The sequence below is a fragment of the Alteromonas sp. ABV4_515 genome, assembly GCF_056160345.1.
Genome location: NZ_JBSWWZ010000009.1, coordinates 59,369 through 85,166 on the forward strand (window position 1 = coordinate 59,369; position 25,798 = coordinate 85,166).

Genomic DNA, 25,798 nt, shown 5'->3' on the forward strand with positions numbered 1-25,798 from the left:
CAACACTATGCGCTATTTAGGAAAATAATTTTTATGAAAAGCACGTTGATGGCAATCTTCGTATTATCTGCCGTGTTCAGTGCACAGGCCCAGGAAGCCTATCAGGCGCCACGGGTTACCGAGTCATTGCTTCTGGATATCGACCACACGGATTTTGTTGTTGCTGTGGGTGAACGCGGTCACATTCTTACTTCCTCCGACGGTGAAGTCTTCGAACAACAGGCCGTACCGACGACGACAACGCTCACTGCGGTCACGGTGATGGGCGATAAAGTCTGGGCAGCGGGTCATGATGCGACAATTCTGTATTCTGCCGATAAGGGTAAAACCTGGGTAGTGCAAATGGCAAAACCCGAGCTGGAAAAGCCCTTTTTCGATATCACTTTTTTCAATGAGCAACAGGGCATTGCCGTAGGTGCTTACGGGCTGTTTTTCCGCACTAACGACGGCGGCAGTACCTGGAAGCAAGAGCTTCACGCATCAATTTTAAGTGCAATGGATCAAGAGTACCTGGAAGAAGTAAAACAAGACTCGCCTGAATATTATGAAGAAGAGTTAAGTCTGATATTGCCGCACTTTAATAAATTACGCGTTATTAACGATAAACTGTACCTGGTTGGTGAAGCGGGTCTGGTGGCAACCAGCGACAACATGGGCGCATCATGGCAAAGACTGGAAATGGAGTACCAGGGCTCGTTTCAGGATGTCGCGCTTATCAACGATTCCACCATTATGTTAGCTGGCTTACGTGGGAATGTGTTCGTTCAACGTAACAACGAGGCATGGGAACAAGTGCCCACTTGCTTATCCGGCACATTAAATTCAATTTTGACCGACAACAGCAATGCCATCAAGTTGTATGGCAACAATGGCATGATGGTAACACTCGAAAAGCCTATCGATGCCGTGAGCTACGACCCTTGGGCCGCGCCTGGCCAATGTACGCCAGCAAAAGGTTTCACTGCCCAGCAAACCAAAGATAAAGCCAGTATTGTCAACGTAACGCGATTCAATGGCCATCTTATCGCCGTAACGGCAAATGGCATTCAGCAATTAGAAACGGAATAAAATAACAAATGGCTAGCTTTACCACGCTATTAGAACGATTAATTTTCGGTTACCGAAAAGTGGTGGTGGCGCTCTTCGCTCTTGTCACCCTTTACCTCGGTTTTCAGGCGTCGATGATGCACCTCGATGCCGGATTCGAAAAAAACGTGCCGCTAAATCACCCGTATATGAAAACCTACATGGATCACCGAGAAGATTTCGGTGGTGCTAACAGTGTGCTGGTTTCAGTTTGTGATGCGAACGGCAATATTTATAACCAGCAATTCATGGACACGCTCCAACAAGTTCATGATGCGCTGTTCTTTGTTAACGGTGTAGACCGTTCCTCAGTAACCAGCTTGTTTGCTGCCTCAACCCGATTTACTGAAATCGTTGAAGGTGGATTTTCTGGTGGTCCGGTGATTCCGGCAGATTTCGACTCTTCCCGACAGGCCGCACTCGATCAAGTCGCCGTTAACGTGGAAAAAGCACGTATTGTGGGCCGTCAGGTAGCCAACGATTACAGTTGTGCCATGGTTACAGCGCGCCTGCTGAATCTCGATCCCAAAACTGGCGAATCGCTGGATATGCTGCAAGTGGCATCCGATTTAGAATCAGATGTTCGCGGGAAGTTTGAAAATGATGCAGTGAGCGTACACATCATCGGTTTCTCCAAAATGATTGGTGATGTAGCCAATGGCGCGAAGGATGTTGTGTTGTTCTTTGCCATTGCACTGGCAATTACTGCCGTGATGGTGTTCTTCTTCTCCCGTAATATCATGATGACCATTCTGCCTTTGGTGTGTTCAGTGGTGGCGGTAGTCTGGCAGTTAGGTTTACTTACCGTGTTGGGCTTTGGCCTTGATCCCATGTCAATTCTTGTCCCTTTCCTGGTCTTCGCTATCGGTGTAAGCCATGGCGTGCAAATGATCAATGCGGTAGAGAAAAAAGTGGTTGCTGGCATGGGTGCGCAACATGCTGCAATGAGCGCGTTCAGAGCACTGTTAGTGCCTGGTGGTGTGGCTTTGCTGTCTGATACCGTAGGCTTTATGACACTGCTGGTGATTGATATTGGTATTATTCGTGAGCTGGCCATCACCGCGAGTTTGGGTGTGGCAGTCATTATTCTTACTAACCTTATCTTACTGCCAGTGCTTATGAGCTTTCTATCGCTTAACGACAACTACGTTAAGCAATTTAATAAGAAAGAACAGCGTAACTCAGCTTTCTGGAAAGCCATTGCGTCGTGTGCCAATAAGAAACCGGCCACCATCATTATGCTGGTAACTGTGGGGCTGTTCATTTTTGGTTGGTTCCAGTCACAGCAAATGAAAATAGGCGATCTGCACGCTGGGGCACCTTCGTTGCAAGAGAGTTCTCGTTACAATCAAGACACTTTCCTTATCACTGATAAGTATTCCCTCACCGTAGATTATCTGTCAGTGGTGGTGGAAACCTCACCCGAAGCCTGTACGTCTTACGGCGTAATGCGTGCCATGGACGATTTTCAGTGGAAGATGGCCAACGTAGAGGGCATTCAGTCCACCGTTTCTCTGGCATCAGTGGCGAAAAACGTGAATGCAGGCTTTAATGAAGGTAACGTTAAATGGCAGGTGCTACCCCGAAGTAACCAGATGTTGGCGCAAGACATTTCCATGGTGCCTACGTCATCGGGTTTACTTAACGGCGATTGTTCCGTGATGCCGATTATCCTGTTTATGGAAGATCATAAAGCAGAAACGATCTCTCGGGTGGTCACTGCCGTAAAGACGTTCCGAAAGGAATATGAAACCGACGACATGCAGTTCAAGTTAGCGTCGGGTCCGGTTGGCGTAATGGCGGCGACCAATGAAGCGGTGGAATCCGCCCAAGGGCCAATGATGCTATACGTTTTCGGCGCGGTGATCATTTTATGTCTGATCAGTTTCCGCTCGGTGCGAGCCACCTTATCAGTGGTATTGCCGTTATATGTGGTATCGGTTCTGGCCCAAGCACTGATGACGTATCTGCAGATAGGTCTTACCGTCTCAACCTTACCGGTAATTGCATTAGGCGTAGGGATTGGCGTGGACTACGGTATTTATATTCTTTCTACCATGAGTCATAAGCTCAAAGCGGGTGCCACTGTACAGCAAGCCTACCTCGATGCATTAAAAGAACGGGGTAGTGCGGTACTGTTTACGGGAATTACGCTTGCTGTTGGCGTGAGTACCTGGGTATTTTCATCGCTTAAATTCCAGATGGATATGGGTATTTTGCTGACGTTTATGTTCTTGGTGAACATGCTGGGTGCCATTATTGTGCTTCCAGCACTGTCCAGATTTCTCTGGTTGAGTAAAAATGACCCTGATGCATAAAACTTTTTTTGCATAGTTACTTACAAAAAAGGGCCTGATGGCCCTTTTTTTTATGCCTTTTCTGCATAGTTATCTATGCTGTTAATAAAGCGTTAAAACTTCCCTTTCAAAAGGACTGAAGATTAGCGAAAATAGGTAGGGATTCTGTGCACTTACGACTAATTAAGGTTTAACCATGACAGTCACCTCACAGCGGCAGTCGGTGCTGCTTGATAATGTTTTTTCACTTATCGATAAAAAGATTGATGCGCAACAAAAAGCGTTGGTAGAACAATTTGGCCAACATTTATTTAAAACGATTTCAAATGACGACCTGGAAGATCGAAACGACAGCGATCTCTACGGTGCGACGCTTAGTTTATGGCACGTATTTTCTTCTTTTGATTCTTCAGCTCCTTACATACGTGTTTTTAACCCGGAAATTGCCAAGCATGGCTGGCACTCCAGTCACACCATTGTAGAAATTATTGTTCGCGATATGCCGTTTCTGGTGGATTCGGTTCGCATGTGTCTTAATCGTCTTAACATCACCTCGCACTTAATGCTTCACAGCCCGGTTTGGTTGAAGCGCGACGATAAAAACCAGGTAGAGTCTTTCGTTGAACACGGCAGCAAAGACAAGCATGCCTTGAAACAAACGGTGTTGTTTATCGAAATCGACAGACAAACATCGAAGAAAGATATTGACCTGCTAACAAAAGAACTTCGTTCTGTTGTTGATGAGGTATCGCTTGCGGTAGAAGACTGGCAAGCCATGTCGACAAAGTTAGATACCGTCATTAAGACGGCTAGTAAACTCAACTGGCAGGTATCTGATGAACGCAAAAAGCAAGCAGTACAATTTCTCGAATGGTTAGCTGATCATAACTTTACCATGATGGGTTACCGGTATTACGATGCCAAAGCCATTGAAGGCGACTACCGTTGGATACCGGTCAATGACAGCAGCCTAGGCTTGATGAAAAAGTCAGTCAGTGACCGCGAACGACTCATTTCTAATTTGCCTCCTTCAGCCCGTGCCGAAGCCTTGAGTCAAAAACCGTTAATGCTAACCAAAACGAATTCCCGAGCCCGCGTACATCGCCCGGCTTACATGGATTATATTGGCGTTAAAGTATTCAACAAAGAGGGTGCCGTAGTGGGCGAGCATCGCTTCCTTGGTTTGTACAGCGCGTCTTTCTATAACTCCAGCGCCACTGAAATTCCAGTCTTGGCCAGTAAAATCAGTGAAATTTGCTCGTTGTCTGGTTATGAGCCTGGAACTCACGCTTACAAAGCGTTCGTGAATATCATTGAAACCTATCCCCGTGATGAGTTACTGCAAACCCCTGCAGATGAGATGGCGCAGATCATAATGGGCATCTTTCAAATGCAGGAACGGGGTATCACCCGCCTGTTTATGCGTAAAGACGTGTTCGGACGTTTCTTGTCGTGCATGGTTTATGTACCCAGAGAGCGCTACAACACGCAGCTCAGAAAAGATACGCAAGCCTTGCTTCAGCGTTCGTTTGGTACGGAAGAAGACGTGGAATTTACCACTTTCTTCTCAGAATCGGTTTATGCCAGAACGCACTATATCGCCCGGGTAAAAAACAACAATGTGGATTACGATGTGAAGGAAATTGAGCAGAACATCATCGAGCTGAGCAAAACCTGGAATGACCGCCTCGCATCAGCGATTAAAGCTGCCCACGGTGAAGCCTCGGGTAAGGCGTTAGAGCGTAAGTATACGAATGCGTTTTCCCGTAGCTATATGGAGCAAAACCTGCCCAGCGCCGCGCTCATTGATATTGAGAAACTTGAGTTGCTAAGCGACGACCATACGCTGGATATGTTGTTCTATCGTCCGCAGGAAGAAAATGTCAGCAGCGAAGTGGTGAAACTGAAACTGTTCCACCGCGCGGAACCTATTCACCTGTCTGATGTGCTACCCATGCTGGAAAACTTTGGCTTGCGCGTTATTGATGAGAGTCCATACAAGGTGCACTGTTCAGATACATCGCTGAACTGGGTGATGGATTTCACCATGCTGCATAAATCAGGTAGTCACCTGGATATGGAACAGGCACAAACACTGTTCCAGGATGCCTTTGCCAAAGTTTGGGCAAATACGCTGGAAGACGATGCTTTCAACCGCCTGATCCTGGGCGCAGGCATGACCGGACGAAAAGTGACTATTCTACGTGCTTACGCAAAATACATGCGTCAGACCGGCAGTTCTTTTAGCCGCGACTACATCGCCAATACGCTGTCTGCTTATCCTGATATCGCCAAGAAGTTAGTGGCTTTCTTTGATACGCGCTTCGACCCGTCGAAGAAACGTAATAAGAAGAAAGAAGACACCTTGCTTGATGACATCAAAAAACAACTGGATAACGTTAGCAACCTGGATGACGACCGTATAATTCGCCGCTATCTGGATATGATGCTGGCGACTTTGCGTACAAACTTCTACCAAGGCGATGCAGAAGGCAACGAGAAGCCTTATGTGTCATTCAAAATGAGCCCGGATATGATCCCGGAAATGCCATTGCCACTACCGAAGTTTGAAATTTTCGTATACAGCCCCCGGGTTGAAGGTGTGCATTTACGTGGCGGCAAGGTTGCACGTGGTGGTTTACGCTGGTCTGACCGACAAGAAGATTTCCGCACGGAAATTCTCGGTTTGGTTAAGGCGCAGCAGGTTAAGAACACTGTAATCGTGCCAGTTGGGGCTAAAGGCGGATTTGTTTGTAAACAATTGCCGACCACAGGCGGTCGTGCTGCATTCCAGGCCGAAGGTCAGGCGTGTTACCGCACCTTTATCCGCAGTTTGCTGGATATCACCGACAATATCGTTAATGGTGAAATCGTACCGCCGAAAGATGTGGTACGACTGGATGAAGACGATCCGTACCTGGTAGTGGCTGCCGACAAAGGCACCGCCACATTCTCAGATATTGCTAACGGCATTTCTGAAGAGTACAACTTCTGGTTAGGTGACGCCTTTGCGTCTGGTGGTAGTGTCGGATACGACCACAAGAAAATGGGAATTACTGCCCGTGGTGCGTGGGAATCGGTTAAGCGTCACTTCCGTGAAATTGGTATCGATTGTCAAACCACCGACTTTACCGCCGTGGGTATTGGTGACATGGCCGGTGACGTATTCGGTAACGGTATGTTGTTGTCGCGCCATACGCGTTTGATTGCAGCTTTCAACCACCTGCACATTTTCTTCGACCCCGACCCAGATGCAGAAAGTTCTTATAAAGAACGTCAGCGTTTGTTTGAAAACCCCAGTTTGAGTTGGGAAGACTATGACAGTGCATTGATTTCAAAAGGCGGTGGTATTTTCAGCCGTGCCAGTAAATCCATTAAACTGACTGCTGAAATGAAGAAGTGGCTGGGTACCCGCCAGGTGTCGATGACGCCTAACGAGTTGATTCACAATATTCTGAAGATGTCTGTGGATCTAATCTGGAACGGTGGTATTGGTACTTACATTAAGAGTAACAAAGAATCTCACGCCGAAGTGGGCGACCGCGCCAATGACGATTTGCGGGTAAACGGTAAAGACGTGAATGCGAAAATCGTAGGCGAAGGCGGTAACTTGGGTCTCACCCAATTAGGACGTGTTGAATATGCGGCCACTGGCGGTCGTGTGAACACCGACTTCATTGATAATGTGGGTGGTGTAGACTGTTCGGATAACGAAGTTAATATCAAGATCCTGCTTAACAGCCTGGTGAGTGCCGGTGATCTTACCGTTAAGCAACGTAACAAGTTGCTTTACGATATGACCGACGATGTGTCTCGCATCGTGCTTGAAGACTGTTACCGTCAAACCCAGTCTATTTCGATTACTGAACGGGCCGGGGTATCTCAGCTTAAAGAACAGTTGCGCTTTATTCATGGTCTTGAAAGAGAAGGGCGTTTGAATCGTGAACTGGAATTTATTCCTACGGATGACGAGATTTCCGATCGCGTTGCGAAAGATCGCGGCCTGACACGTCCTGAACTCAGCGTACTGATTGCCTACGGCAAAATGGTGCTTAAAGACGCGTTCAATATTCCCGCTATCACCGAAAATCCTTACCACGGAAAGCTGCTGGTTAATGCATTCCCTCCGGTGTTGCGTGACAAGTATCCGGAGCAAATGGAGCAGCATCCACTACGCGGTGAAATCATTGCCACCAAGCTGACTAATAATATCGTTAACGATATGGGTCTGAACTTCGTGTTCCGTATGCAGGAAGAGACGGGCGCAACCGTTGATGAAATTGCAGATGCTTATGCCGTAGTAAAAGGCATCTTCAACATCGACCCGCTGTGGCGCAAAATTGAAGCACTCGACAATGTAATTGATGCTGATTTACAGCTTAAGATTCTAGAGAGTGCCCGTCGAATTATGCGTAGAACAGCACGTTGGTATATTCGCCATGGCAATAAGTCACTGGGTATTCACTCGGCCATTGAGGCGTATCGCGCCACGTTCGACAATCTTGCTGCCAATATGCAAACGTATCTGGTACCAGAAGAATATGCCGCACTGAAGAAAGAAACGGCGAAACTGGTAGATAAAGGCGTGCCAGAAGACATTGCCACCCAGATCTCGAGCTTCTCGAATCTGTTCTCAAGTCTGGATTTAGCGCAAATTGATGATGTAGACAGCCATGATACCTCGGTAATTGCGAAGCTTTACTTCCAGTTAGGTTCGAAATTAGAGCTACACTGGTTCCTCGCGCAAATTACCAACCAGAATGTCAGCAACCATTGGCAGGCGTTGGCCCGGGCATCCTACCGGGAAGAGTTAGACTGGCAGCAGCGTTCAATTACACTGAACCTGCTTCAAACACGGCCTGACAGCCAGGATGCAGATGAAATTCTGCAAACCTGGATGGACAATAATCAGGCGCTGCTGAAGCGCTGGTATCATATGATGAGTGAGTTCAAAACCAGCTCCACACACGAATTTGCAAAATTTTCTGTGGCTTTACGTGAATTGATGCTTTTAAGCGCCAAGTCTAGCCATTAGAATACGCATATTCAAAAAAAGACGAAGCCCTGTTTTGACAGGGCTTTTTGTTAGAGAAAGACCATGCAATCCATCGCTCAAAAAATTTTACTGCAGTGTGAGCCCGAGAATAGCCACGATTTTGCCATTAAGTGGTTACACCGCACCCAGCACACACCGTTAAAGTGGCTTTACAGCAATGAAACCATTGCGAAACCGGTAAAAGTAGCCGGTATTAGCTTTCCAAATCCAGTTGGCCTGGCCGCTGGGCTGGATAAAAACGGAGAATGCATCGATGCATTCGGCAGTATGGGCTTTGGCTTTGTGGAAGTGGGTACGGTAACGCCAAGGCCACAACCGGGTAACCCGAAACCACGCATTTTCCGTTTGCCGGAAAAGCATGCCATCATCAATCGAATGGGCTTTAACAATCAGGGCGTCGATCACTTGGTTAGCCAGGTAAAAGCGTCAAAGTTCACCGGACCTATTGGCATTAATATCGGTAAGAACAAAGATACTGAAGAAGCGGACGCATTATCAGATTATCTAATTTGTCTGAATAAAGTCTATCCGTATGCCAGCTATATTACGGTGAACATTTCGTCACCAAATACGCCAGGGTTACGTAACCTCCAATATGGTGAAGCACTGGACAAATTACTTAATGGCCTGAAACTGGCGCAGGATAAGCTTTGTCAGTCGCACGGAAAATACGTACCGTTGTTTATTAAAATTGCACCAGATCTGGCTGACAACGAAATCGATAGCATCGCCCGTTCGCTGATCAACAGTAAAATGGACGGTGTCATTGCCACCAATACTACACTAAGCCGTAATGCGGTTCAGGGACTGAAACACGCAGATGAAGCCGGCGGTTTAAGTGGTGAAGTACTGACAGAGATGAGCCTGGGTGTGACCCGCAAGCTGTCTACGGCATTAGATCGCGCCATTCCGATTATTGGAGTTGGCGGTATTCATGATGCGCAAACAGCCAAAGACAGGTTGGCCGCGGGTGCGTCTCTAATCCAGATTTACTCGTCGTTTATCTACCAAGGCCCCAAACTGGTCAAAGACATTGTAAAGGCGCTGTAGTTAACCGCCTTTATCCGTTATTTTACTGCATCGCTGCGGCGGTGCAGCTTACATAGAAAATTATGAATCAAATACTTGTTACAACCAGTCGCGGACTGGACGAGCTGCTTAAATCTGAAATCGAATCCTTGTGCCCGGATGTTAGCTGCCGTCTGTCGCCGGGAACGGTAAGTTTCTCCGGTACCCTCGAACAGGCATATACGCTTTGTTTGTGGTCTCGTCTGGCCAACCGTGTGATATGGGTGTTAGCGGAAGGTCCATGTGACTCTGCTGACGAACTCTACGACACGGCATCGTCTGTTGATTGGCAGCAACACTTACGTCCAAGCGACACCTTAAGCGTACAGTTCAATGGTACCAATAGAGCGATCAAAAACTCGCAATTTGGTGCGGTTCGAATAAAAGACGCCATTGTCGATCAGTTTATGGAAGAGTTAGATCAACGTCCTTCTGTTGAGAAAAAACTGGCTGATTTTCCAATTTGGGCACGCTGTCACCGTGAGAAGGTTACCATTGGTCTGGATTTGTCTGGTAACAGTCTTCATCAGCGCGCGTATCGCAGTAAAACCGGTGAAGCACCGCTGAAAGAACATGTCGCCTGCGCCATGCTTATTCGTTCAGGTTGGACACAAGACACGACTAAACCCTTAAGTGATGTCTTTTGTGGCTCGGGTACCATTGCCATTGAAGCCGCTTACATTGCGCGTAATATTGCCCCCGGTATTAAACGTTCTTATTGGGGATTCAACCGTTGGTTGCAGCATAATCCATCCCTGTGGAACGACATCAATGACGAAGCATTGGCAAGCCAGAAAGCCTGCGATACGCCGATATACGCATCAGACATCGACAGTAAACTGGTGAATATCGCGCGTAAAAACGCTGATCAAGCCGGAGTATTCAACGATATCCGATTTGATGTGTGTGATGCATTAAAAGCGTCTCCACTGTCGAAAGAACCCGGTTACCTTATTTCCAACCCGCCTTATGGTGAGCGTTTAGGTGAACTGACTGATCTAATCCCCACCTTTGCAGAACTTGGCAAACAGCTGAAAAACGCTTGGGGTGAATGGCATGTATCCCTGCTAAGCAGCAATCGCGATTTGTTGCGCGTTCTCAAACTTCGCTCCGGTAAAGAATATGGCCTGAACAACGGCAAGCTAGAGTGTCGCTTCGTTAATTACCTGATGGATGAAGACAATTGCCGTCAATATGGTAGCGATGGCGACAATCACGAGTTTGCCAATCGCTTGAAGAAAAACCTGAAAAAGCTGAAGGGCTGGATCAAGCAGCAGGACACAAACTGCTATCGGATTTACGATGCCGACTTGCCAGATTACAACGTTGCTATAGACGTGTACGGTGAGTGGTTGGTGGTTCAGGAATATGCACCGCCTAAAACCGTATCAGAAGACAAAGCCCGTAAACGGTTACAGGAAGTGTTGCTGCATTTGCCTGCTGTTACCGGTGTGGATGCGAAGAAAATTGCACTTAAAGTACGTAGCCAACAAAAAGGCACTAAACAGTACGAGAAGATGGACCAAAAAGGCGAACGCTTAACCGTATATGAAAATGGTGCGCGCTTGCTGGTTAACCTCACAGACTATTTGGATACCGGTTTATTCCTTGATCACCGTGTCACCCGTCAAATGGTGGCGAAACAGGTAAAAAATAAAGATGTATTGAACCTGTTTTCTTACACTGGCAGCGTTTCGGTGCACGCGGCACTGGGTGGCGCGCGTTCAGTGACCACTGTTGATATGTCAAAAACCTATCTCGACTGGGCCAAAGACAACATGCACCTGAATAAAGTAAAAGGGGCGCAAGCCTTTATTCAGGCCGACTGTACCACTTGGCTTAAAACCCATCCGGGTAAGTATGATTTTATCTTTATTGATCCACCGTCGTTTTCGAATTCAAAACGCATGCAGGATACTTTTGATGTACAACGCGACCATGTCGCCTTGCTGAAAGATGCGTTCCGTTGCCTTAACGACGGTGGCGAGGTGATGTTTTCGAACAACCGCCGTGGCTTCAAGCTTGATTATGAAGCACTGGAAGAGGGCGGTTATAAAGACATTGAAGATATTTCTGCGAAGACAATTCCGGATGATTTCGCCCGCAACAGCAATATCCATAAATGCTGGGTGCTTAAAAAGTGAAATTAGCGTTTTACACCGGTCCACAGTGTCATTTGTGTGAACTGGCTGACGAGGTTCTGGCAAAGACATCACAGTCTCAGCAGCTCAACATCACCAAATATAATATCCGCGAAGATGCTAACCTGTATCATCTTTATGCCGTGCGTATTCCGGTAATTAAGCGCCTTGATACTGGCGCAGAACTCGGTTGGCCTTTTGACGTAGAACAGGCAGAAAATTTCTTATCATGAGTGTGATTCAGTTAAAAGATATTACCGTTATTTATGGTAATCCACCGTTACTCGACGGTGTAGATTTAGTGGTTCAACCCAGAGAGCGTGTGTGTTTAGTTGGTCGCAACGGCAGTGGTAAGTCCACGCTTATGAAAGTGATTGCCGGTGATATTATTGCAGACGATGGTCAGCGCATTATCGACAGCAAAACCGTGGTTGCCCGCCTTGAACAAGATCCTCCCCAAACCGTCGATATTTCGCTATTTGACTACGTGGCAGAAGGGCTTGCTGATGTGGGCGAGATCCTGAAACAGTATTTTCATCAGACACGAAAAGTGGCTGATGATCCGTCTGAAGCAAATCTGAATAAGCTCCAACATTTACAAGAAGCGTTGGAAACCCGCGACGCCTGGCAATTCGAACAACAGATTGAACAAACGCTGACTATGCTGAAGCTTGACCCCGACATGTCATTGTCGACATTGTCCGGTGGTTGGCGACGTAAAGCCGCGTTGGCAAGGGCCTTAGTAAGACAGCCCGATCTGCTTTTACTCGATGAGCCAACAAACCACTTGGATATCGAAATGATCCGCTGGCTGGAACAAAGCTTAAGTGCTTTTCAGGGCGCGATTGTTTTTATTAGTCACGACCGGGCGTTTATTCGCCAGATGGCCACACGGATTGTCGATCTTGATCGCGGCGCGCTGACAAGCTATCCGGGCAACTACGCCACTTACCTCGAAAAGAAGCAGCAGGATCTTGACGTTGAAGCCGCGCAAAATGCTGAATTCGACAAAAAACTTGCTCAGGAAGAAGTGTGGATACGCCAGGGCATTAAAGCCCGACGAACACGCAACGAAGGCAGGGTGCGAGCCCTTAAAAAATTGCGTGAAACCCGTAAAGCCCGGCGTGAAACCCAAGGTAATGCTGTGGTGGCACAGTCGACTGCCGCACGCTCAGGGAAGATGGTCTTTGAAGTGAACGACGCAAATTATGCGTACGGTGATAAATCCATAGTCAGCCGCCTGAACCTAAATGTGTTGCGCGGTGACAAACTGGCACTGATTGGTCCGAACGGTAGCGGTAAATCCACGCTTATAAAACTGCTGCTGGGCGAACTGACACCGAATACCGGTAATATTCGTCAAGGCATGAACTTAGAAGTGGCGTATTTCGATCAGCATCGTCAGGGGCTGGATTTAGAAAAATCGGTCATCGATGCGGTGGGCGATGGAAAGCGCGATTTGATGGTAAATGGCGCGCCTCGCCACGTTATTAGCTACCTTCAGGATTACTTGTTTACACCAGAACGGGTAAACGCACCGGTGAAGTCATTATCTGGTGGTGAGAAAAACCGCTTAATGCTGGCCAAACTCATGTTGAAGCCAAGTAACGTACTGGTACTCGACGAACCCACCAACGACTTGGATGTGGAAACCCTGGAAATGCTGGAAACCTTACTCAATGAGTACGAGGGAACTGTTTTACTGGTAAGCCACGACCGTGAGTTTGTTGATAATGTCGCCAATAGCTGCGTAGTGTTCGAAGGTAATGGCGCGCTCAAAGAATTTATCGGCGGCTTCAGTGATGTTGAAAGCTGGTATAAACAGCAACAAGTGGCACAGAGAAATGCTGAAGCAAGAGTAAAAGATGAAACTAAATCGGATCCGCAGAGTCCTAAGCCAAAGTCTTCTCCGCGTAAGACGAAAAAGTTATCATACAAAGATCAACGTGAGCTCGAATCGTTACCTGCAGAAATTGAATCGCTGGAAGAAGCGTTAGCCACATTGCAGGAAAAGGTGAATGATCCTGAGTTTTTTAAACAGCCTGCGGATGCAACAGCTGGTACACTTGCCACGTTATCAGAAACAGAAGAAACCCTGTCTCAGAAATATGCGCGCTGGGACGAATTGGAAAGCATGCTGGAAGACACTCAGCAGTAATTAGGATATTAGATGAAATTAACACAGCTTGCCGCCGCTATGGCGCTGACCACTGCGTCAGCAACTGCCCTGGCCGCTACCTATTCCGTTACGCCACTACCGGTTACTGATCGCAGTATTCACAACTTTGGACAGTCTATTGATGAATCAGGTCAGATGCTCACCATTACACAGAGCAGCCTGAATCTTTCTGTCGATGCAGATTTCCTTGAAGAGTCAGGCTTTATCGATACTTACGCTTCAAGTTTCGAAAATGAAGAAGATGTACGTCAGGGGGTATTTTCCACCGTTGACTATAACTACATTATTGCACAGCTGACTTCTCATTCCTCAACGGCCAGAAACTACTTCTTGTACCAGCACATTGGCACTTACTCCTCATACCTCTCTGATGGGGTTGATGTTGATTTGGTACCTGGCCTCGATGCGATATCGGAAGACACCAATGAGTACGAATTCGCGGTAAACACCTACGCTCGCGATAGCTTAAATGGCGACTTTGTTGTGGGTTCTACTGAAGGGCCGTACTACCGGTTAGACTACGAGAATGAAGATGGCGATACCACGATTCTTGTTCTAAACGATATCGAACAAACCGCATTTGTCCAGGTTAATGGCGAGACCAAACTGCTTCCTGCTGAAGATGATACCCTTGGCGGATTAAGCGAAGCTTTCGCGATTAACAATAGTTTACAAGTGGCAGGGAACAGTGCCGTTGATTATATCAGTGCCATTGATGACGCTGTTGAGAACTGCGAAGATCCTGAATTTCTGGGAGACATACCGGAAGCCTATTGTAAGCGCAATATCAGAGTAGATGCCTCTGGTGACAGCACAAGCTATGGTTTCAGATTACCCGATGTAGGTGATACGTCATTCCCTGGTACTTACGCGCGGGCGACAATTTGGCAACTTGATGCAAATGGAAATGTTATCTCTAGCGAAACCTTTCCACCTGTATTTGAGCCAGAAGCAGAAGATGAATCACCTTACTGGTCATTAGCAAACGATATCAATGATCAAGGTGTCGCCGTCGGAGCCTCTTCAATTGATGAGCGTCAAAATGTGCGTCGTCCAAGCTCAAGCAGCTACTATAACTACGAGTACACTAACGTGGCGGTGAGTTACGCCGATGGCGAAACCACTGAAATGTTACCTCGTGAAGATAATCTGCAATCTGAAGCGTTGTCTATCAACAATGAAAATTGGGTAACAGGCTACGTTCTTCGGGCACCGAATAGCACTGCGCGTAACAGAATATTCATCCATAATCTGGACAGCGGTGAAACGCTCTATCCGCAAGGCTTCTTTACCAACGCGGGCGCGGAGGGCAAAGCGATCAACAATAATAATATTGTTGTAGGTACTTCTGAATATGATTCTACTGTAGATACCAATCGTGAAACTCACGGCTTTATGTTCGACGTGGCATCTGGTGAGCTCACTGATTTAAATGATCTGTTGCCCTGTGATTCTGCCTACACCATCGTTGATGCAATTGATATCAACGACAGTAATGAAATCATCGCTAACGCGCGTTTCAGTACGGCAGAACGTTATGCAAATGGTGAAGAAGTCATCAATGACGAAGGTGAAACCGAGATGGTAGACGTCATTGTTGCAGTTAAACTTTCACCTCTTGGCAGTGAAGTTGACGACAGTTGCGATGCAGACGATGACGAGGAAGACACTGGCTATGAGCGTAAGGGCGCGTCAATTTCACCGTTGTGGATGTTGTTGACAGCCGGCTTATTGGCTTTCCGTCGTCGCAAAAATGGCTAAAAATTAGACTTTCGTATAATGCGGTTTTTATCGAATTAACAGTGTGATAGCGCAATAAATATACGAATTGGATTGTTTTAGCTTAAAACATAAATAGCAAAAACCGCACCCAGTTGCGGTTTTTTTGTACATAGAGAAACTCGTTTTAAAAAACGTCATAATTATGCAAAAAAAATGTAATGTTAAATTAGACAAAATTTCATTACCTTACTATTTGTCAAGCCTGAAATTGAAGAAAATAAGTTGAACCTAACTGCCGGGTGCACTATCACATATATGTGCGCAACAGAAATTGACGGCACCCGCAAAATACTATGTTAGGAGAGCCCGAACACCGGTTGCGACACAAGTTAATCACAAATAGAGGCTTATCAATGAAACGACAAAAAAGAGATAAATTGACGCGTGCACACGCAAAAGGGTATCAGGCTGGTATCAGCGGTCGTTCAAAAGAGAACTGTCCATTCCAGGCTTTCGACGCTCGTTCGCAGTGGCTCGGTGGCTGGAGGGAAGCTGTTGAAGACAGGCAACTAGGATTCAACGTACGTTAAACATCTCTTTCAATAAAGGTAAGCCCCGATTAACGGGGCTTTTTTTCGTCCGAATTTCGGCATTATAAGCACCAGGGTGCTATCAGGATAATCAGAACTTAGACGTATCCTGGAACAAGCCGACTTTCAAATCTTTGGCTGTGTAGATAACGCGACCATCTACTTCTACCTGACCGTCAGCCAGGCCCATAAACAGCTTACGCTTAACAACACGTTTCATGTTGATGCGATAGGTGACTTTCTTTGCGGTTGGCAGGATTTGCCCGGTAAACTTCACTTCGCCTACGCCAAGTGCACGACCTTTACCAGGACCACCGCTCCAACCAAGGAAGAAGCCAACCAGCTGCCACATGGCATCAAGACCAAGACAACCAGGCATTACCGGATCGCCAGGGAAGTGACAATCGAAGAACCAAAGATCTGGTGTGATATCCAGCTCAGCAATGATTTCACCTTTATCGTATTCACCGCCTTCTTCACTGATATGACTAATGCGATCCATCATTAGCATATTAGGTGCAGGTAACTGACTGTTACCTGGGCCGAACATTTCACCGCGGCTACAGGCCAGTAAATCTTCACGGTTAAAGCTATGTTGTTTGTCGGACATGATATCCCTTTGTTGTTAGATTTTCAGCGTGGTAATTTAGCGAACACTTGTACGCTAAACAACTCTGAACAGTCATTTATTGTGAAAAAATCCATGTTACACTGCCAAGGTAACCAGGAGATGACATCCGTATGACTGAAAAGAAAAAGGCTAACCCTACCGCCAATGCAGATAAACAGCGTCGCTTTCGTGAGCGACAGAAAGCGGCTGGGAAGAAAATGGTACGGGGTTATGTGAGTCCGGAAGCGATGCAATGTTATGATGAAATTCGTGACAAAACAGGCTGGAGCGACAGTGAAGTACTCTCTAACGCGTTACGCATAACCTATGCAGCGTATAAATGCGGACAAATTAGGCTACTTAATCAATGGCTTAAAGAGCAAGACCGCTAAGTCTTACTGTTTACTTGTTTCAGCCATTGGCGGCTAGGGCTTAGGCGAGTGGTATGCCGCTGAACAATCCGGGCCGCTTCTTTCACCACATCATCACGTTGACGATATCCCCACAAACGGTCTCTCACCTCACTGTGCACTGCACCAATATCAATAATCGGTAAGACATAATCCACGGCACAGTCAAAATTTAGCATCATGGCTTCAAGTGGCGGAATTTTATCTGGCTGATGGCAAAGAGGTGCTGGTAATCGGTCTAGTTCAGGCACCCACTTTTTTATAAATGCAGCATGAGGGTCGAGTTTGCTCGATTGACTTGATGGGTTATACAAGCGAACTGTGTGAATACCCGTGATACTGGCCTGCATTTGAATTTGTGGATAATGAATACCAGGTTCAAAATCAAGAAACTGGTTTGCCAGATATTCTGCTGCATGTAACCAATGCACATTTAAATGGTGCACCAAAAAACTGGTTACCATGGCGCGCATTCGAAAATTTAAAAATCCTGTTGCGTTAAGCGCTCGCATACAAGCATCAACCAACGGATATCCTGTGGTACCATTTTTCCAGCGTTCGAAACGACGCTGCGCTTCTGGGCCTTCGATGTAGGGAAAGCTGTCGTATGCGCGGTTTTGTGCGCGCCATTCCATTTGATGTTCGCTCTCGAACTTTTGGATGAAATGACATCGCCAATGTATGCGAGAAAGTAACGCATTTACGGCGGGTTGCCAGCGACCACTTTGCTGCGAGTGTTTGAGGTGCGACTGTTGGAAGCGGATATATTGATAAACTTGCTTAATTGACACATTTCCCCACGCCAAATAGGGGCTCAGGCGAGTGCAGGATTTCCGGGCTGCCAGGGGCTTTGAAATATCTTGATGATATGAAATACCACGGCCAGCAAAGAAATCTTTCATCACAAACCAGGCAAACCGTTCACCGCCTTGCTGCATCAGATTATCACTCGGATAAGACGGGATATTTTGCATCGCCCTTAAAGGCGACGCTTCAACGGAATACCAGTTCACTGTGCTCAGTGTAACGTCATCTGTGGGTTGTGACATCACTTGTTGCCAATAAGACTCCCAATGTTGTCTGTTGGTGAGTCCACGGGTTACTGCACCATAATTATGCTCTGTCCATTCGATGTTGTGTGCACGGAACCAGGTAGCCATTTCACGATCCCGTCGAAAGGTAACGTCGAGGCCCACTTCTTCATAGCTGAATACGCGACTGATATGACAATGCGCGTTTATGTACGAAAAAGCCTCACGCACTTCATAGCAGGTTGAAAGCACCGAAATCCCATCGGGTAACTGCCCGTTCATATCAGTAATGCTTTCAGCTAAAAAACGCCAATGTCGCTGACTCATGTGTGGGTCGGCCATTAACGAAGGCTCAAAGCAGAACAGTAGCACGACGGGCAGGCCGGTTTTACTAGCTTCTAGCAGGGGCTTGTGGTCGCGTAGACGTAAATCGCGCTTTAGCCAAACCACCGCGACTTGAGGCTTCATTTTCGCCATGTATTGATGAAGGTTCTTTCGGGATCATAGCGTTCAGTTTGCTTTTGCAAATCGAATTGGCGATGGCCTCTGGGATCGTGGCCTACGCCAGCAAGATATAACCAGTTGCCCCAGTTACTGCCAACATCGTAGTCTACCAGCATGTGTTCAAACCAAGCCGCGCCATACTGCCAATTTTGCCCGAGTTCGTGAACAAAGCAGCTTGCCACCAGCTGGCGACCGCGGTTCGACATAAAGCCAGTCGTTTTTAATTGCTTCATACAAGCATCTACGATGTCGTACCCAGTTTCTCCGTTTTGCCACAGCCGGATCTTCGCTTCATCATGGGAAAATGGCCTTACCTCACCGCGACAGCCTGCTTGGCTAAACCAATCTGCACCATGGCGTTGCTGTATCCAGAAGAAGAACTCTCGCCACAATAACTCAAAATAAACCCAATACGTCGAATCGTTCGCGCCATGCGCTGCTTCATATTGCTTTAATTGCTGATAAATCCATCGTGGAGATAACGAGCCACTTGCCAGCCAAGGAGAAAACCGGGTGCTGGCATTCGCATCGTCCAATGCGTTTCGGGTTTCTTTGTAATTTGACACATGGTGATCAGTAAAAAAGTAATCCTTCAGCCGCTGTTGACCCGCCTTTTCGCCACCGCGGAACAAGCCATGGTCAGATATTTGTGCTTTCAAATTCTCTTGTTCAGATTGCAAATGGATTGGCGGCGGTAGTGACGAAAGAGCAGTAAGAGGCGCTGCTGGCGTGGTGTGTTTCTCTATTTTTTTTCGAAACGCGGTAAATTGCCCTGGCATATCGATAACAGAAAAAGGCAACTGCGCGCGGTCAAACAGGCTAATGCCATCTCGTTGGATGAATTTCACTGCCGGAAAGGTACTTTCCAACCTTTGCCAGTCCTGTATTTCGTAAAAGCCGCCGTGAAAATGGCTGGCAACATGGGTTATGTCATCGTTTTGTATAAGCGAATTTAGTACCGATACCGGCGTTCCCGTTTTTATCACGAGATGTTGACCCAGTGTCGCTAAGTCATCGTTCAACTCGCTCAAACACGCTTCAATAAATTGTCGGCGGTGAGGGCCCATTCCCGTAACGCCATACTGATTTTGCCCGGTGCTACGTTCGTCAAAAACATACACCAATAAAAGCTCATCAACTAGCTTACTCATTTCCAACAGTGCTGGCATATCCGTCAGTCTTAAATCGTGTCTAAACCAGAACAAACCCCGGGTAATTACTTTCATTACAAAACCTTAATTTTCATCGCCAGTGAAACAGTTTGGATATAATTGCGTATCACTTACTTAGAATGCATAAATAAAAAGGACATCGATGTGACGGTACCTGTCAGTATCGTATGGTTCCGCCAGGACCTGCGCGTAAAAGATAATCCGGCGCTACATGCTGCCTGCGATCTTGGCAAGATCATTCCAATTTATATTCACGATACGTCGTTGCCGGAAAAAAGACTTCCCGGTAGTGTATCGAAATGGTGGCTTCATCAATCATTAAACTCCCTTAATGATCGCCTTAATGGGCATCTTCAGGTATTCGAAGGCGACCCGGAAAAATTACTGCCCGAGCTCATGGACACGTTCAACGTAGAGCATCTGTTTTGGAATCGGTGTTATGAGCCATGGCACGTTAAGCGAGACAAAACGCTAAAAGAATCGTTAAAAGACAACGACAAAATCGTGAAGAGTTTTAATGGTTCACTACTCTGGGAACCGTGGGACATCGAGAATAAGTCTGGTAGCCCCTATAAAGTATTTACCCCGTTTTATCGAAAAGGCTGCTTACAGGCCAGTTCTCCACGTTATCCGCAAGCAGCAGTGGCGAGAATTACCTATGCTGACGTGACAAACAAAGGCCTGAGTATTGATTCACTGGGACTAATGCCAGACATCAAGTGGTATGACGGAATTGCCGAAACATGGAAACCTGGAGAGGAGGGGGCGGCAGACAGATTGGCAGATTTTATTGATGAAGCGGCCAAATCATATAAAAAAGATCGGGATTTTCCTGCTATTCGTGGAACCTCTATGTTGTCTGCGCATTTGCATTTTGGTGAAATCTCTCCTAATCAAGTCTGGTATGCCATCCTTGATGCCTTCGGCAGCGCCGACGACAACAACATCGATACCTTCCTGAGCGAACTGGGCTGGCGTGAATTTGCACATAGCTTGATTTATCACTTTCCTACTTTCCCGGATAAAAACTTTAACGAGAAATTCGACCAATTTCCCTGGCGTTCCAGCAAAAAAGATCTCGAAGCCTGGCAAAAAGGAAAAACCGGCATTCCCATTGTCGATGCGGGCATGCGGGAGCTGTGGCATACAGGCTATATGCACAATCGGGTAAGAATGATTGTCGGTTCATTTTTAGTAAAGAACTTACTTATTGATTGGCGCGAGGGCGAGGCCTGGTTCTGGGACTGCCTGGCGGACGCTGACGGTGCCAATAATTCTGCTGGTTGGCAGTGGGTCGCGGGCTCCGGTGCCGACGCAGCGCCCTATTTTCGCGTGTTCAACCCCGTATTGCAGGGTGAGAAATTCGACAAACAAGGGGAATATGTGCGTACCTGGTGCCCGGAACTGAGTAAGCTTCCCAACAAACTTATTCATAAACCGTGGGAAGCAGACAGTGCCGAGTTAAAACAAGCCGGAATCGTGTTAGGCGACCAATACCCTGAACCGATTGTTGATTTAAAAACATCTCGCCAGCGCGCCCTCGATGCCTTCGCTGAAATAAAAGGGTAGTTATGACAGGTAAACTGCGATTAATTCTCGGCGACCAACTCACGGCCACGCTACCGGTACTTACTGAAGCAAATAAGAGTCAGGACATTGTGCTGATGGCGGAAGTTCGGGAAGAAGCGACCTATGTGAAGCATCATAAAAAGAAAATCATTTTGTTGTTTTCAGCCATGCGTCATTTCGCGAAGAGCCTTAAAGATGACGGTTTCAAGGTTATTTATCGGTGTTATGACGACAAAGAGAATCAGGGCAGTTTACTCGGTGAAGTGCAAGCCGCCGCAAAAGCACATAACTTGAGTGAGGTGGTGGTAACCGAACCCGGAGAATACCGGTTACTAAAAAGCATGGAACAGTGGGAGCATCAAATCGGTGTGCCCGTTACTGTGTTGCCAGATGGGCGGTTTTATGCCACTAAACAAGAATTTTCCGCTTGGGCAGATGGCCGAAAAACCTTGCGCATGGAGTTCTGGTACCGTGAAATGCGCAAAAAGCACGGTATTTTAATGGATAACGGGGCGCCCGCCGGTGGCGACTGGAATTATGACAGTAAAAATCGTGAGTCAATGCCCGCCAACGTGTCACCGCCAGAACCTTCCCGATACAAGCCCGATGCGGTAACAGCAGAAGTCATCGAGCTAGTAGAGCGCGAATTTTCGTCTCACTTCGGTGATAGCAACGGTTTTCACTATGCGGTAACCCGTGAAGAGGCGCTAGATGTGCTCAATACGTTCATTGAACAACGGCTCCCCGATTTTGGTCACTATCAAGATGCCATGCGACACAACGCCGTATGGCTATTTCATTCTCACCTTTCTTTCTACATTAACTGCGGATTATTGAGCCCGCAGGAAGTAGTACAGCAAGCTGAAGCCGCCTATCATGCGGGTGAGGCGCCACTTAATTCAGTGGAAGGCTTTATCAGGCAAATTATTGGCTGGCGGGAATTTGTTCGCGGTTTCTACTGGTACTATATGCCTGGGTTACAGTCTGATAATTACTTCAATGCCAAGCGTGACCTCCCATCGTTTTTTTGGGATGGGTATACCAACATGAACTGCCTACGACAGTGCATCACAGATACCAAAAAACACGCTTACGCCCATCATATTCAACGTTTGATGGTACTGGGTAATTTTTCATTGCTGTGTGAATTTGCGCCGGAGCAAGTTCAGGAATGGTATTTGTTGGTGTATGCAGATGCCTATGAATGGGTAGAGCTGCCCAATGTCGCCGGCATGATATTGTTTGCCGATGGGGGCAATCTTGCTAGCAAACCGTATGTGGCCAGTGGCAGCTATATTAATAAAATGTCTGACTATTGCAAAAATTGCGGATACAGCGTGAGCAAGAAAACCGGGGAGGGCGCATGCCCATTTAATTATCTATACTGGCGGTTCCTCGATGCTCACCAGGATAAACTTCGAAAAAACCCTCGTATGGGCTTGGTTTACAAAAGTTACGACAGAATGGCGACAGAAAAAATCGAAGCCATGAAGCACGACGCCAGTCGCTTCTTAACCAAGTTGTCTAAGAATGAAGAAGTCTGAACTTCCCGAGAAAACGTGCCCGGTATGCGAGCGCCCTTTTGTATGGCGAAAGAAGTGGGAGAAAAACTGGGAAAGCGTGAAATACTGCTCTAAACGCTGTGCGGGGCAGCGCAGCAAAATGGTTAGCACTGATTAAAGAAGAAATGCGGCATCTGCCGCATTTTTTGTTATTCGATATTAATTAAAACATCCAACCCGTTGGATCTGGGTGCGCTTGTTGGTTATCGAGGTATTTCATGCCCTTCACACAACGAACAATGAGCCACACCATCCAGAACAACAGCACCAGGTAACCGACTAAGATGATGGAAAGAATAGAGCCAATGAACATGTATAGGAAGCCAATCCAGAATGTTCTGATTTGGTACTGGTAGTGCGTTTTTAGCCATTCAGGCGCATCTGATTTATTTACGTATGCGATGATTACGCCGACGATGCCGGTGATACCCACTAAAATACCAGCCAAGTAAAGAATGTAGACAACTTTTGCCATGCTACCGTTGTCGCTAGACGTTGATGGCGTTACCGGAGTTTCGTTCATGTTTGTTTTATCCTTTTCACAAGTTTTGTTTTCCATTGTATTTCGCGACAACCTATCGGTTAATCTGCAAAACAATTTCAGATTTTGTAGAGTTATCAACGATAAATCAATAATAAATAGAAAAACGTGATAAAAAAGTTGTATACGCAATCAGTCTTGAATTACCGATTCGAATTCACAATTGAAACTTATTTATTTTTGTCATTTCTTTTGTGGTAGCGCGTGATGCAAAGTGGTACACAAAACATTCAATTAAGGATTGTGGAATAAAAATGAGCAAAAGCAAAACGGCTTGTTGTGCGTTATCACTGGCAATGTTGCTGCTACAAGGGTGTACGAAACCGACTCAAAGTAACAATGCGCAACGTATATTTAATGGTGAAGATCTCGACGGTTGGGTGGTAAAAATTCATCATCATGAGACAGGAGAAGATCCCCTTAACACGTTCCGTGTAGAAGACGGCATGATCTCAGTAGGCTATGAGAAGTACGATGCATTCAACGAACAATTTGCTCATCTTTTTTACGATAAGCCGTTAAAGAATTTCCGCCTTAGCTTTGATTATCGGTTCAAAGGTGAATTTCTAGATTCAGCCCCTTCTTATGCCTTTGCCAACAGCGGCGTGATGTTCTTAAGCCAACCGCCTAATACCATCAATAAAGAACAAAACTGGCCAATATCTATCGAATTTCAATTGCTGGCAGAAAAGAAGCCGGGCAAATCCAGACCAACCGGCAATATGTGTTCGCCAGGCACTGAGATCTATTATCAGGATTCACTTTATCCTGAACATTGCCTCAACTCTGCATCAAAAACCTACCCAAAAGATGTTTGGGTGAACGCTGAACTTGTTGTCAACAACGGCGAAGTCATTCAAAAAATTAATGGGGAAACTGTACTGGAATATCAGGTCGCTTTTGCTCAACCCGATGGCCTAGTAACTGGCGAATCTGCTGACATTTGGGAGCAAGTAAAAAGTTTACAGGAAGGCTATATTGCTTTTCAAAGTGAAGGGCAGCCGATTGATTTTAAAAATATCGTATTAGAGGAGCTGCAATAACTTTAAGCAATGTGTGCCAATAGTCGCTTCTATTTATTAACTGGACTAATTGATAAGCTTTCACCTATTAGATTGAATCAGAAATTCTGATAGGCTAAATGCCATTAAATATTTAGTGTTAATCAGTACTGACGGAAAAGTATATGCGTGAGAACTATAGCGACATATTGGCATTTATTGCGGTAGCCCGGGAGAAAAGTTTTACGCGTGCTGCAGCGAAATTGGGTGTATCCCAATCCGCACTGAGTCACAGTATGCGCGCGTTGGAATCTCGTTTGGGTATTCGTTTACTCACAAGAACAACACGTAATGTCTCTACTACCGAAGCCGGTGAGCGAATTTTGAATCGCATTGCCCCGCGATTTGAAGACATTGATACTGAACTTGAATGTTTATCTGAACTAAGAGACAAGCCCGCCGGTCTTGTGCGTATTAATTGCAGCGATCATGCAGCGAAAACCATCATATGGCCCAAACTCGCCCCCATGCTTGAAAAATTCCCTGATATTCGTCTGGAAGTCAGTATGGATAACGGTTTTACTAATATCGTGTCTGGCCGCTTTGATGCCGGAGTGAGGCTAGGGGAAGCGGTGGAAAAAGACATGATTGCGGTAAAAATTGGCCCTGAATGGCGAATGGCCGTTGTCGCAACCCCCGAATACCTCGACAAATTTGGTCGTCCTGAAACTCCAGAAGATTTGCTAAAGCATAAATGCATAGGCATGCGCATGATAAGCGCTGGCGGCGTTTACGAATGGGAACTCGATAACGGTGACAGAGAAATTACGGTTAAACCCCAGGGGCAGGTTATTTTCAATAACCCGTACTTGATTCATCAAGCTGCCCTGGATGGTTTTGGCCTCGCTTTCCTTCCTGAAGATATCTTTCTCGCCGACTTTGAAAGCGGCAAATTAGAGCAGGTATTGACGGATTGGTGCTTACCGTTTACTGGCTACCACCTGTACTACCCAAATCGCAATAATCATTCTCCCGCGTTCAGTACCGTGGTTGATGCGTTAAGGCATCGTGTCTAAACTCTGCTGAAGTTACGATGTGGTAATTTACGATGTTGTAATAGCAGTAATCCCACGGCAACCGATGCATTCATTATGATGTAGCACTCATAAACAATACCCATCTCTTGAATAAGCATTTTATGAGACTTTTTGCTTCGTGATGCGTGCTGCTACCTTCTTTAAAATTTTCACAATTGAAAC

General features: G+C 46.4%; 19 protein-coding genes. 15 read left to right on the plus strand and 4 right to left on the minus strand.

Annotated elements, in window-relative coordinates; genetic code table 11:
• The first annotated feature begins 33 nt into the window (after positions 1-33).
• The 9 genes from ACXAGX_RS18775 to rmf all read left to right on the plus strand — a co-directional run bounded on the left by ACXAGX_RS18775 (position 34) and on the right by rmf (position 16,139).
• On the plus strand, positions 34-1,068 hold the full coding sequence (locus ACXAGX_RS18775) for a YCF48-related protein (RefSeq protein WP_474840253.1): 1,035 nt from the start codon (positions 34-36) through the stop codon (positions 1,066-1,068).
• An 8-nt stretch (positions 1,069-1,076) separates the two neighbouring features.
• A complete protein-coding gene (locus tag ACXAGX_RS18780) occupies positions 1,077-3,404 on the plus strand; it encodes an efflux RND transporter permease subunit (RefSeq protein ID WP_474840255.1) in 2,328 nt (775 codons plus the stop codon).
• Positions 3,405-3,579: 175 nt separating this feature from the next.
• Positions 3,580-8,418 (plus strand): NAD-glutamate dehydrogenase, encoded by a 4,839-nt coding sequence (locus ACXAGX_RS18785; RefSeq protein WP_474840257.1) that lies wholly within the window; start codon positions 3,580-3,582, stop codon positions 8,416-8,418.
• A gap of 63 nt (positions 8,419-8,481) precedes the next feature.
• Positions 8,482-9,489, plus strand: coding sequence for a quinone-dependent dihydroorotate dehydrogenase (pyrD, locus tag ACXAGX_RS18790; RefSeq protein WP_474840259.1), 1,008 nt, complete (start codon positions 8,482-8,484; stop codon positions 9,487-9,489).
• Between the two features lie 62 nt (positions 9,490-9,551).
• Complete coding sequence (gene rlmKL, locus ACXAGX_RS18795; protein ID WP_474840261.1) at positions 9,552-11,651, plus strand: bifunctional 23S rRNA (guanine(2069)-N(7))-methyltransferase RlmK/23S rRNA (guanine(2445)-N(2))-methyltransferase RlmL; 2,100 nt, start codon at positions 9,552-9,554, stop codon at positions 11,649-11,651.
• Positions 11,648-11,881: a glutaredoxin family protein gene (locus ACXAGX_RS18800; RefSeq protein WP_070124644.1), complete on the plus strand. Its 234-nt coding sequence runs from the start codon at positions 11,648-11,650 to the stop codon at positions 11,879-11,881. Before rlmKL ends, ACXAGX_RS18800 begins: the two co-directional genes overlap by 4 nt.
• A complete protein-coding gene (gene uup, locus ACXAGX_RS18805) occupies positions 11,878-13,806 on the plus strand; it encodes an ATP-binding cassette ATPase Uup (protein WP_474840263.1) in 1,929 nt (642 codons plus the stop codon). Before ACXAGX_RS18800 ends, uup begins: the two co-directional genes overlap by 4 nt.
• A 12-nt stretch (positions 13,807-13,818) precedes the next feature.
• Positions 13,819-15,588 (plus strand): DUF3466 family protein, encoded by a 1,770-nt coding sequence (locus ACXAGX_RS18810; protein WP_474840264.1) that lies wholly within the window; start codon positions 13,819-13,821, stop codon positions 15,586-15,588.
• 374 nt (positions 15,589-15,962) lie between these two features.
• Entirely contained in the window at positions 15,963-16,139 is a 177-nt protein-coding gene (rmf, locus tag ACXAGX_RS18815) for a ribosome modulation factor (protein ID WP_070124638.1), read from the plus strand.
• Between the two features lie 91 nt (positions 16,140-16,230).
• On the opposite strand, the gene fabA is transcribed toward rmf, so the two are convergent.
• Positions 16,231-16,749, minus strand: a complete 519-nt coding sequence (gene fabA / locus ACXAGX_RS18820) for a 3-hydroxyacyl-[acyl-carrier-protein] dehydratase FabA (protein WP_070124636.1) — start codon at positions 16,747-16,749, stop codon at positions 16,231-16,233.
• A 131-nt stretch (positions 16,750-16,880) separates the two neighbouring features.
• On the opposite strand from fabA, the gene ACXAGX_RS18825 reads away from it, so the two are divergent.
• Positions 16,881-17,141, plus strand: a complete 261-nt coding sequence (locus ACXAGX_RS18825) for a hypothetical protein (RefSeq protein WP_474840266.1) — start codon at positions 16,881-16,883, stop codon at positions 17,139-17,141.
• On the opposite strand, the gene ACXAGX_RS18830 is transcribed toward ACXAGX_RS18825, so the two are convergent.
• Positions 17,138-18,658 (minus strand): cryptochrome/deoxyribodipyrimidine photo-lyase family protein, encoded by a 1,521-nt coding sequence (locus ACXAGX_RS18830; RefSeq protein ID WP_474840267.1) that lies wholly within the window; start codon positions 18,656-18,658, stop codon positions 17,138-17,140. The two genes, ACXAGX_RS18825 and ACXAGX_RS18830, sit on opposite strands and share 4 nt — an antisense overlap.
• Positions 18,655-19,920, minus strand: coding sequence for a DASH family cryptochrome (locus ACXAGX_RS18835; protein ID WP_474840269.1), 1,266 nt, complete (start codon positions 19,918-19,920; stop codon positions 18,655-18,657). The genes ACXAGX_RS18830 and ACXAGX_RS18835 overlap by 4 nt, the downstream gene beginning before the upstream one ends.
• Positions 19,921-20,010: 90 nt before the next feature.
• Between ACXAGX_RS18835 and ACXAGX_RS18840 the strand changes: the two genes are divergently transcribed.
• From ACXAGX_RS18840 to ACXAGX_RS18850, 3 genes are read left to right on the plus strand one after another with little or no spacing between them, the layout of a single operon-like run.
• A complete protein-coding gene (locus ACXAGX_RS18840) occupies positions 20,011-21,435 on the plus strand; it encodes a cryptochrome/photolyase family protein (protein WP_474840271.1) in 1,425 nt (474 codons plus the stop codon).
• A 2-nt stretch (positions 21,436-21,437) separates the two neighbouring features.
• The gene (locus ACXAGX_RS18845) at positions 21,438-22,979 is read left to right on the plus strand and encodes a cryptochrome/photolyase family protein (RefSeq protein ID WP_474840273.1); all 1,542 of its coding nucleotides are present in this window, start codon (positions 21,438-21,440) and stop codon (positions 22,977-22,979) included.
• Positions 22,966-23,115 (plus strand): DUF2256 domain-containing protein, encoded by a 150-nt coding sequence (locus tag ACXAGX_RS18850; protein WP_474824638.1) that lies wholly within the window; start codon positions 22,966-22,968, stop codon positions 23,113-23,115. Before ACXAGX_RS18845 ends, ACXAGX_RS18850 begins: the two co-directional genes overlap by 14 nt.
• Before the next feature lie 45 nt (positions 23,116-23,160).
• Here the strand turns inward: ACXAGX_RS18850 and ACXAGX_RS18855 are convergent, their stop codons facing one another.
• Positions 23,161-23,520 carry a DUF4870 family protein gene (locus tag ACXAGX_RS18855; RefSeq protein ID WP_474824639.1) on the minus strand — a complete coding sequence of 120 codons (360 nt, stop codon included), beginning with the start codon at positions 23,518-23,520 and terminating at the stop codon, positions 23,161-23,163.
• 272 nt (positions 23,521-23,792) lie between these two features.
• Here ACXAGX_RS18855 and ACXAGX_RS18860 point away from each other — a divergent pair, with 272 nt between their 5' ends.
• The gene (locus ACXAGX_RS18860) at positions 23,793-24,581 is read left to right on the plus strand and encodes a 3-keto-disaccharide hydrolase (RefSeq protein WP_474840275.1); all 789 of its coding nucleotides are present in this window, start codon (positions 23,793-23,795) and stop codon (positions 24,579-24,581) included.
• Between the two features lie 143 nt (positions 24,582-24,724).
• A complete protein-coding gene (locus tag ACXAGX_RS18865; protein ID WP_474824641.1) occupies positions 24,725-25,615 on the plus strand; it encodes a LysR family transcriptional regulator in 891 nt (296 codons plus the stop codon).
• The last annotated feature ends 183 nt before the right edge of the window (positions 25,616-25,798 follow it).

Coding starts and splice junctions, on each gene's coding strand:
- ACXAGX_RS18775 (WP_474840253.1), top strand. CDS start 34: ATGAAAAGCACGTTGATGGCAATCTTCGTATTATCTGCCGTGTTCAGT.
- ACXAGX_RS18780 (WP_474840255.1), top strand. CDS start 1,077: ATGGCTAGCTTTACCACGCTATTAGAACGATTAATTTTCGGTTACCGA.
- ACXAGX_RS18785 (WP_474840257.1), top strand. CDS start 3,580: ATGACAGTCACCTCACAGCGGCAGTCGGTGCTGCTTGATAATGTTTTT.
- pyrD (WP_474840259.1), top strand. CDS start 8,482: ATGCAATCCATCGCTCAAAAAATTTTACTGCAGTGTGAGCCCGAGAAT.
- rlmKL (WP_474840261.1), top strand. CDS start 9,552: ATGAATCAAATACTTGTTACAACCAGTCGCGGACTGGACGAGCTGCTT.
- uup (WP_474840263.1), top strand. CDS start 11,878: ATGAGTGTGATTCAGTTAAAAGATATTACCGTTATTTATGGTAATCCA.
- ACXAGX_RS18810 (WP_474840264.1), top strand. CDS start 13,819: ATGAAATTAACACAGCTTGCCGCCGCTATGGCGCTGACCACTGCGTCA.
- rmf (WP_070124638.1), top strand. CDS start 15,963: ATGAAACGACAAAAAAGAGATAAATTGACGCGTGCACACGCAAAAGGG.
- fabA (WP_070124636.1), bottom strand. CDS start 16,749: ATGTCCGACAAACAACATAGCTTTAACCGTGAAGATTTACTGGCCTGT.
- ACXAGX_RS18825 (WP_474840266.1), top strand. CDS start 16,881: ATGACTGAAAAGAAAAAGGCTAACCCTACCGCCAATGCAGATAAACAG.
- ACXAGX_RS18830 (WP_474840267.1), bottom strand. CDS start 18,658: ATGAAGCCTCAAGTCGCGGTGGTTTGGCTAAAGCGCGATTTACGTCTA.
- ACXAGX_RS18835 (WP_474840269.1), bottom strand. CDS start 19,920: ATGAAAGTAATTACCCGGGGTTTGTTCTGGTTTAGACACGATTTAAGA.
- ACXAGX_RS18845 (WP_474840273.1), top strand. CDS start 21,438: ATGACAGGTAAACTGCGATTAATTCTCGGCGACCAACTCACGGCCACG.
- ACXAGX_RS18850 (WP_474824638.1), top strand. CDS start 22,966: ATGAAGAAGTCTGAACTTCCCGAGAAAACGTGCCCGGTATGCGAGCGC.
- ACXAGX_RS18855 (WP_474824639.1), bottom strand. CDS start 23,520: ATGAACGAAACTCCGGTAACGCCATCAACGTCTAGCGACAACGGTAGC.
- ACXAGX_RS18860 (WP_474840275.1), top strand. CDS start 23,793: ATGAGCAAAAGCAAAACGGCTTGTTGTGCGTTATCACTGGCAATGTTG.
- ACXAGX_RS18865 (WP_474824641.1), top strand. CDS start 24,725: ATGCGTGAGAACTATAGCGACATATTGGCATTTATTGCGGTAGCCCGG.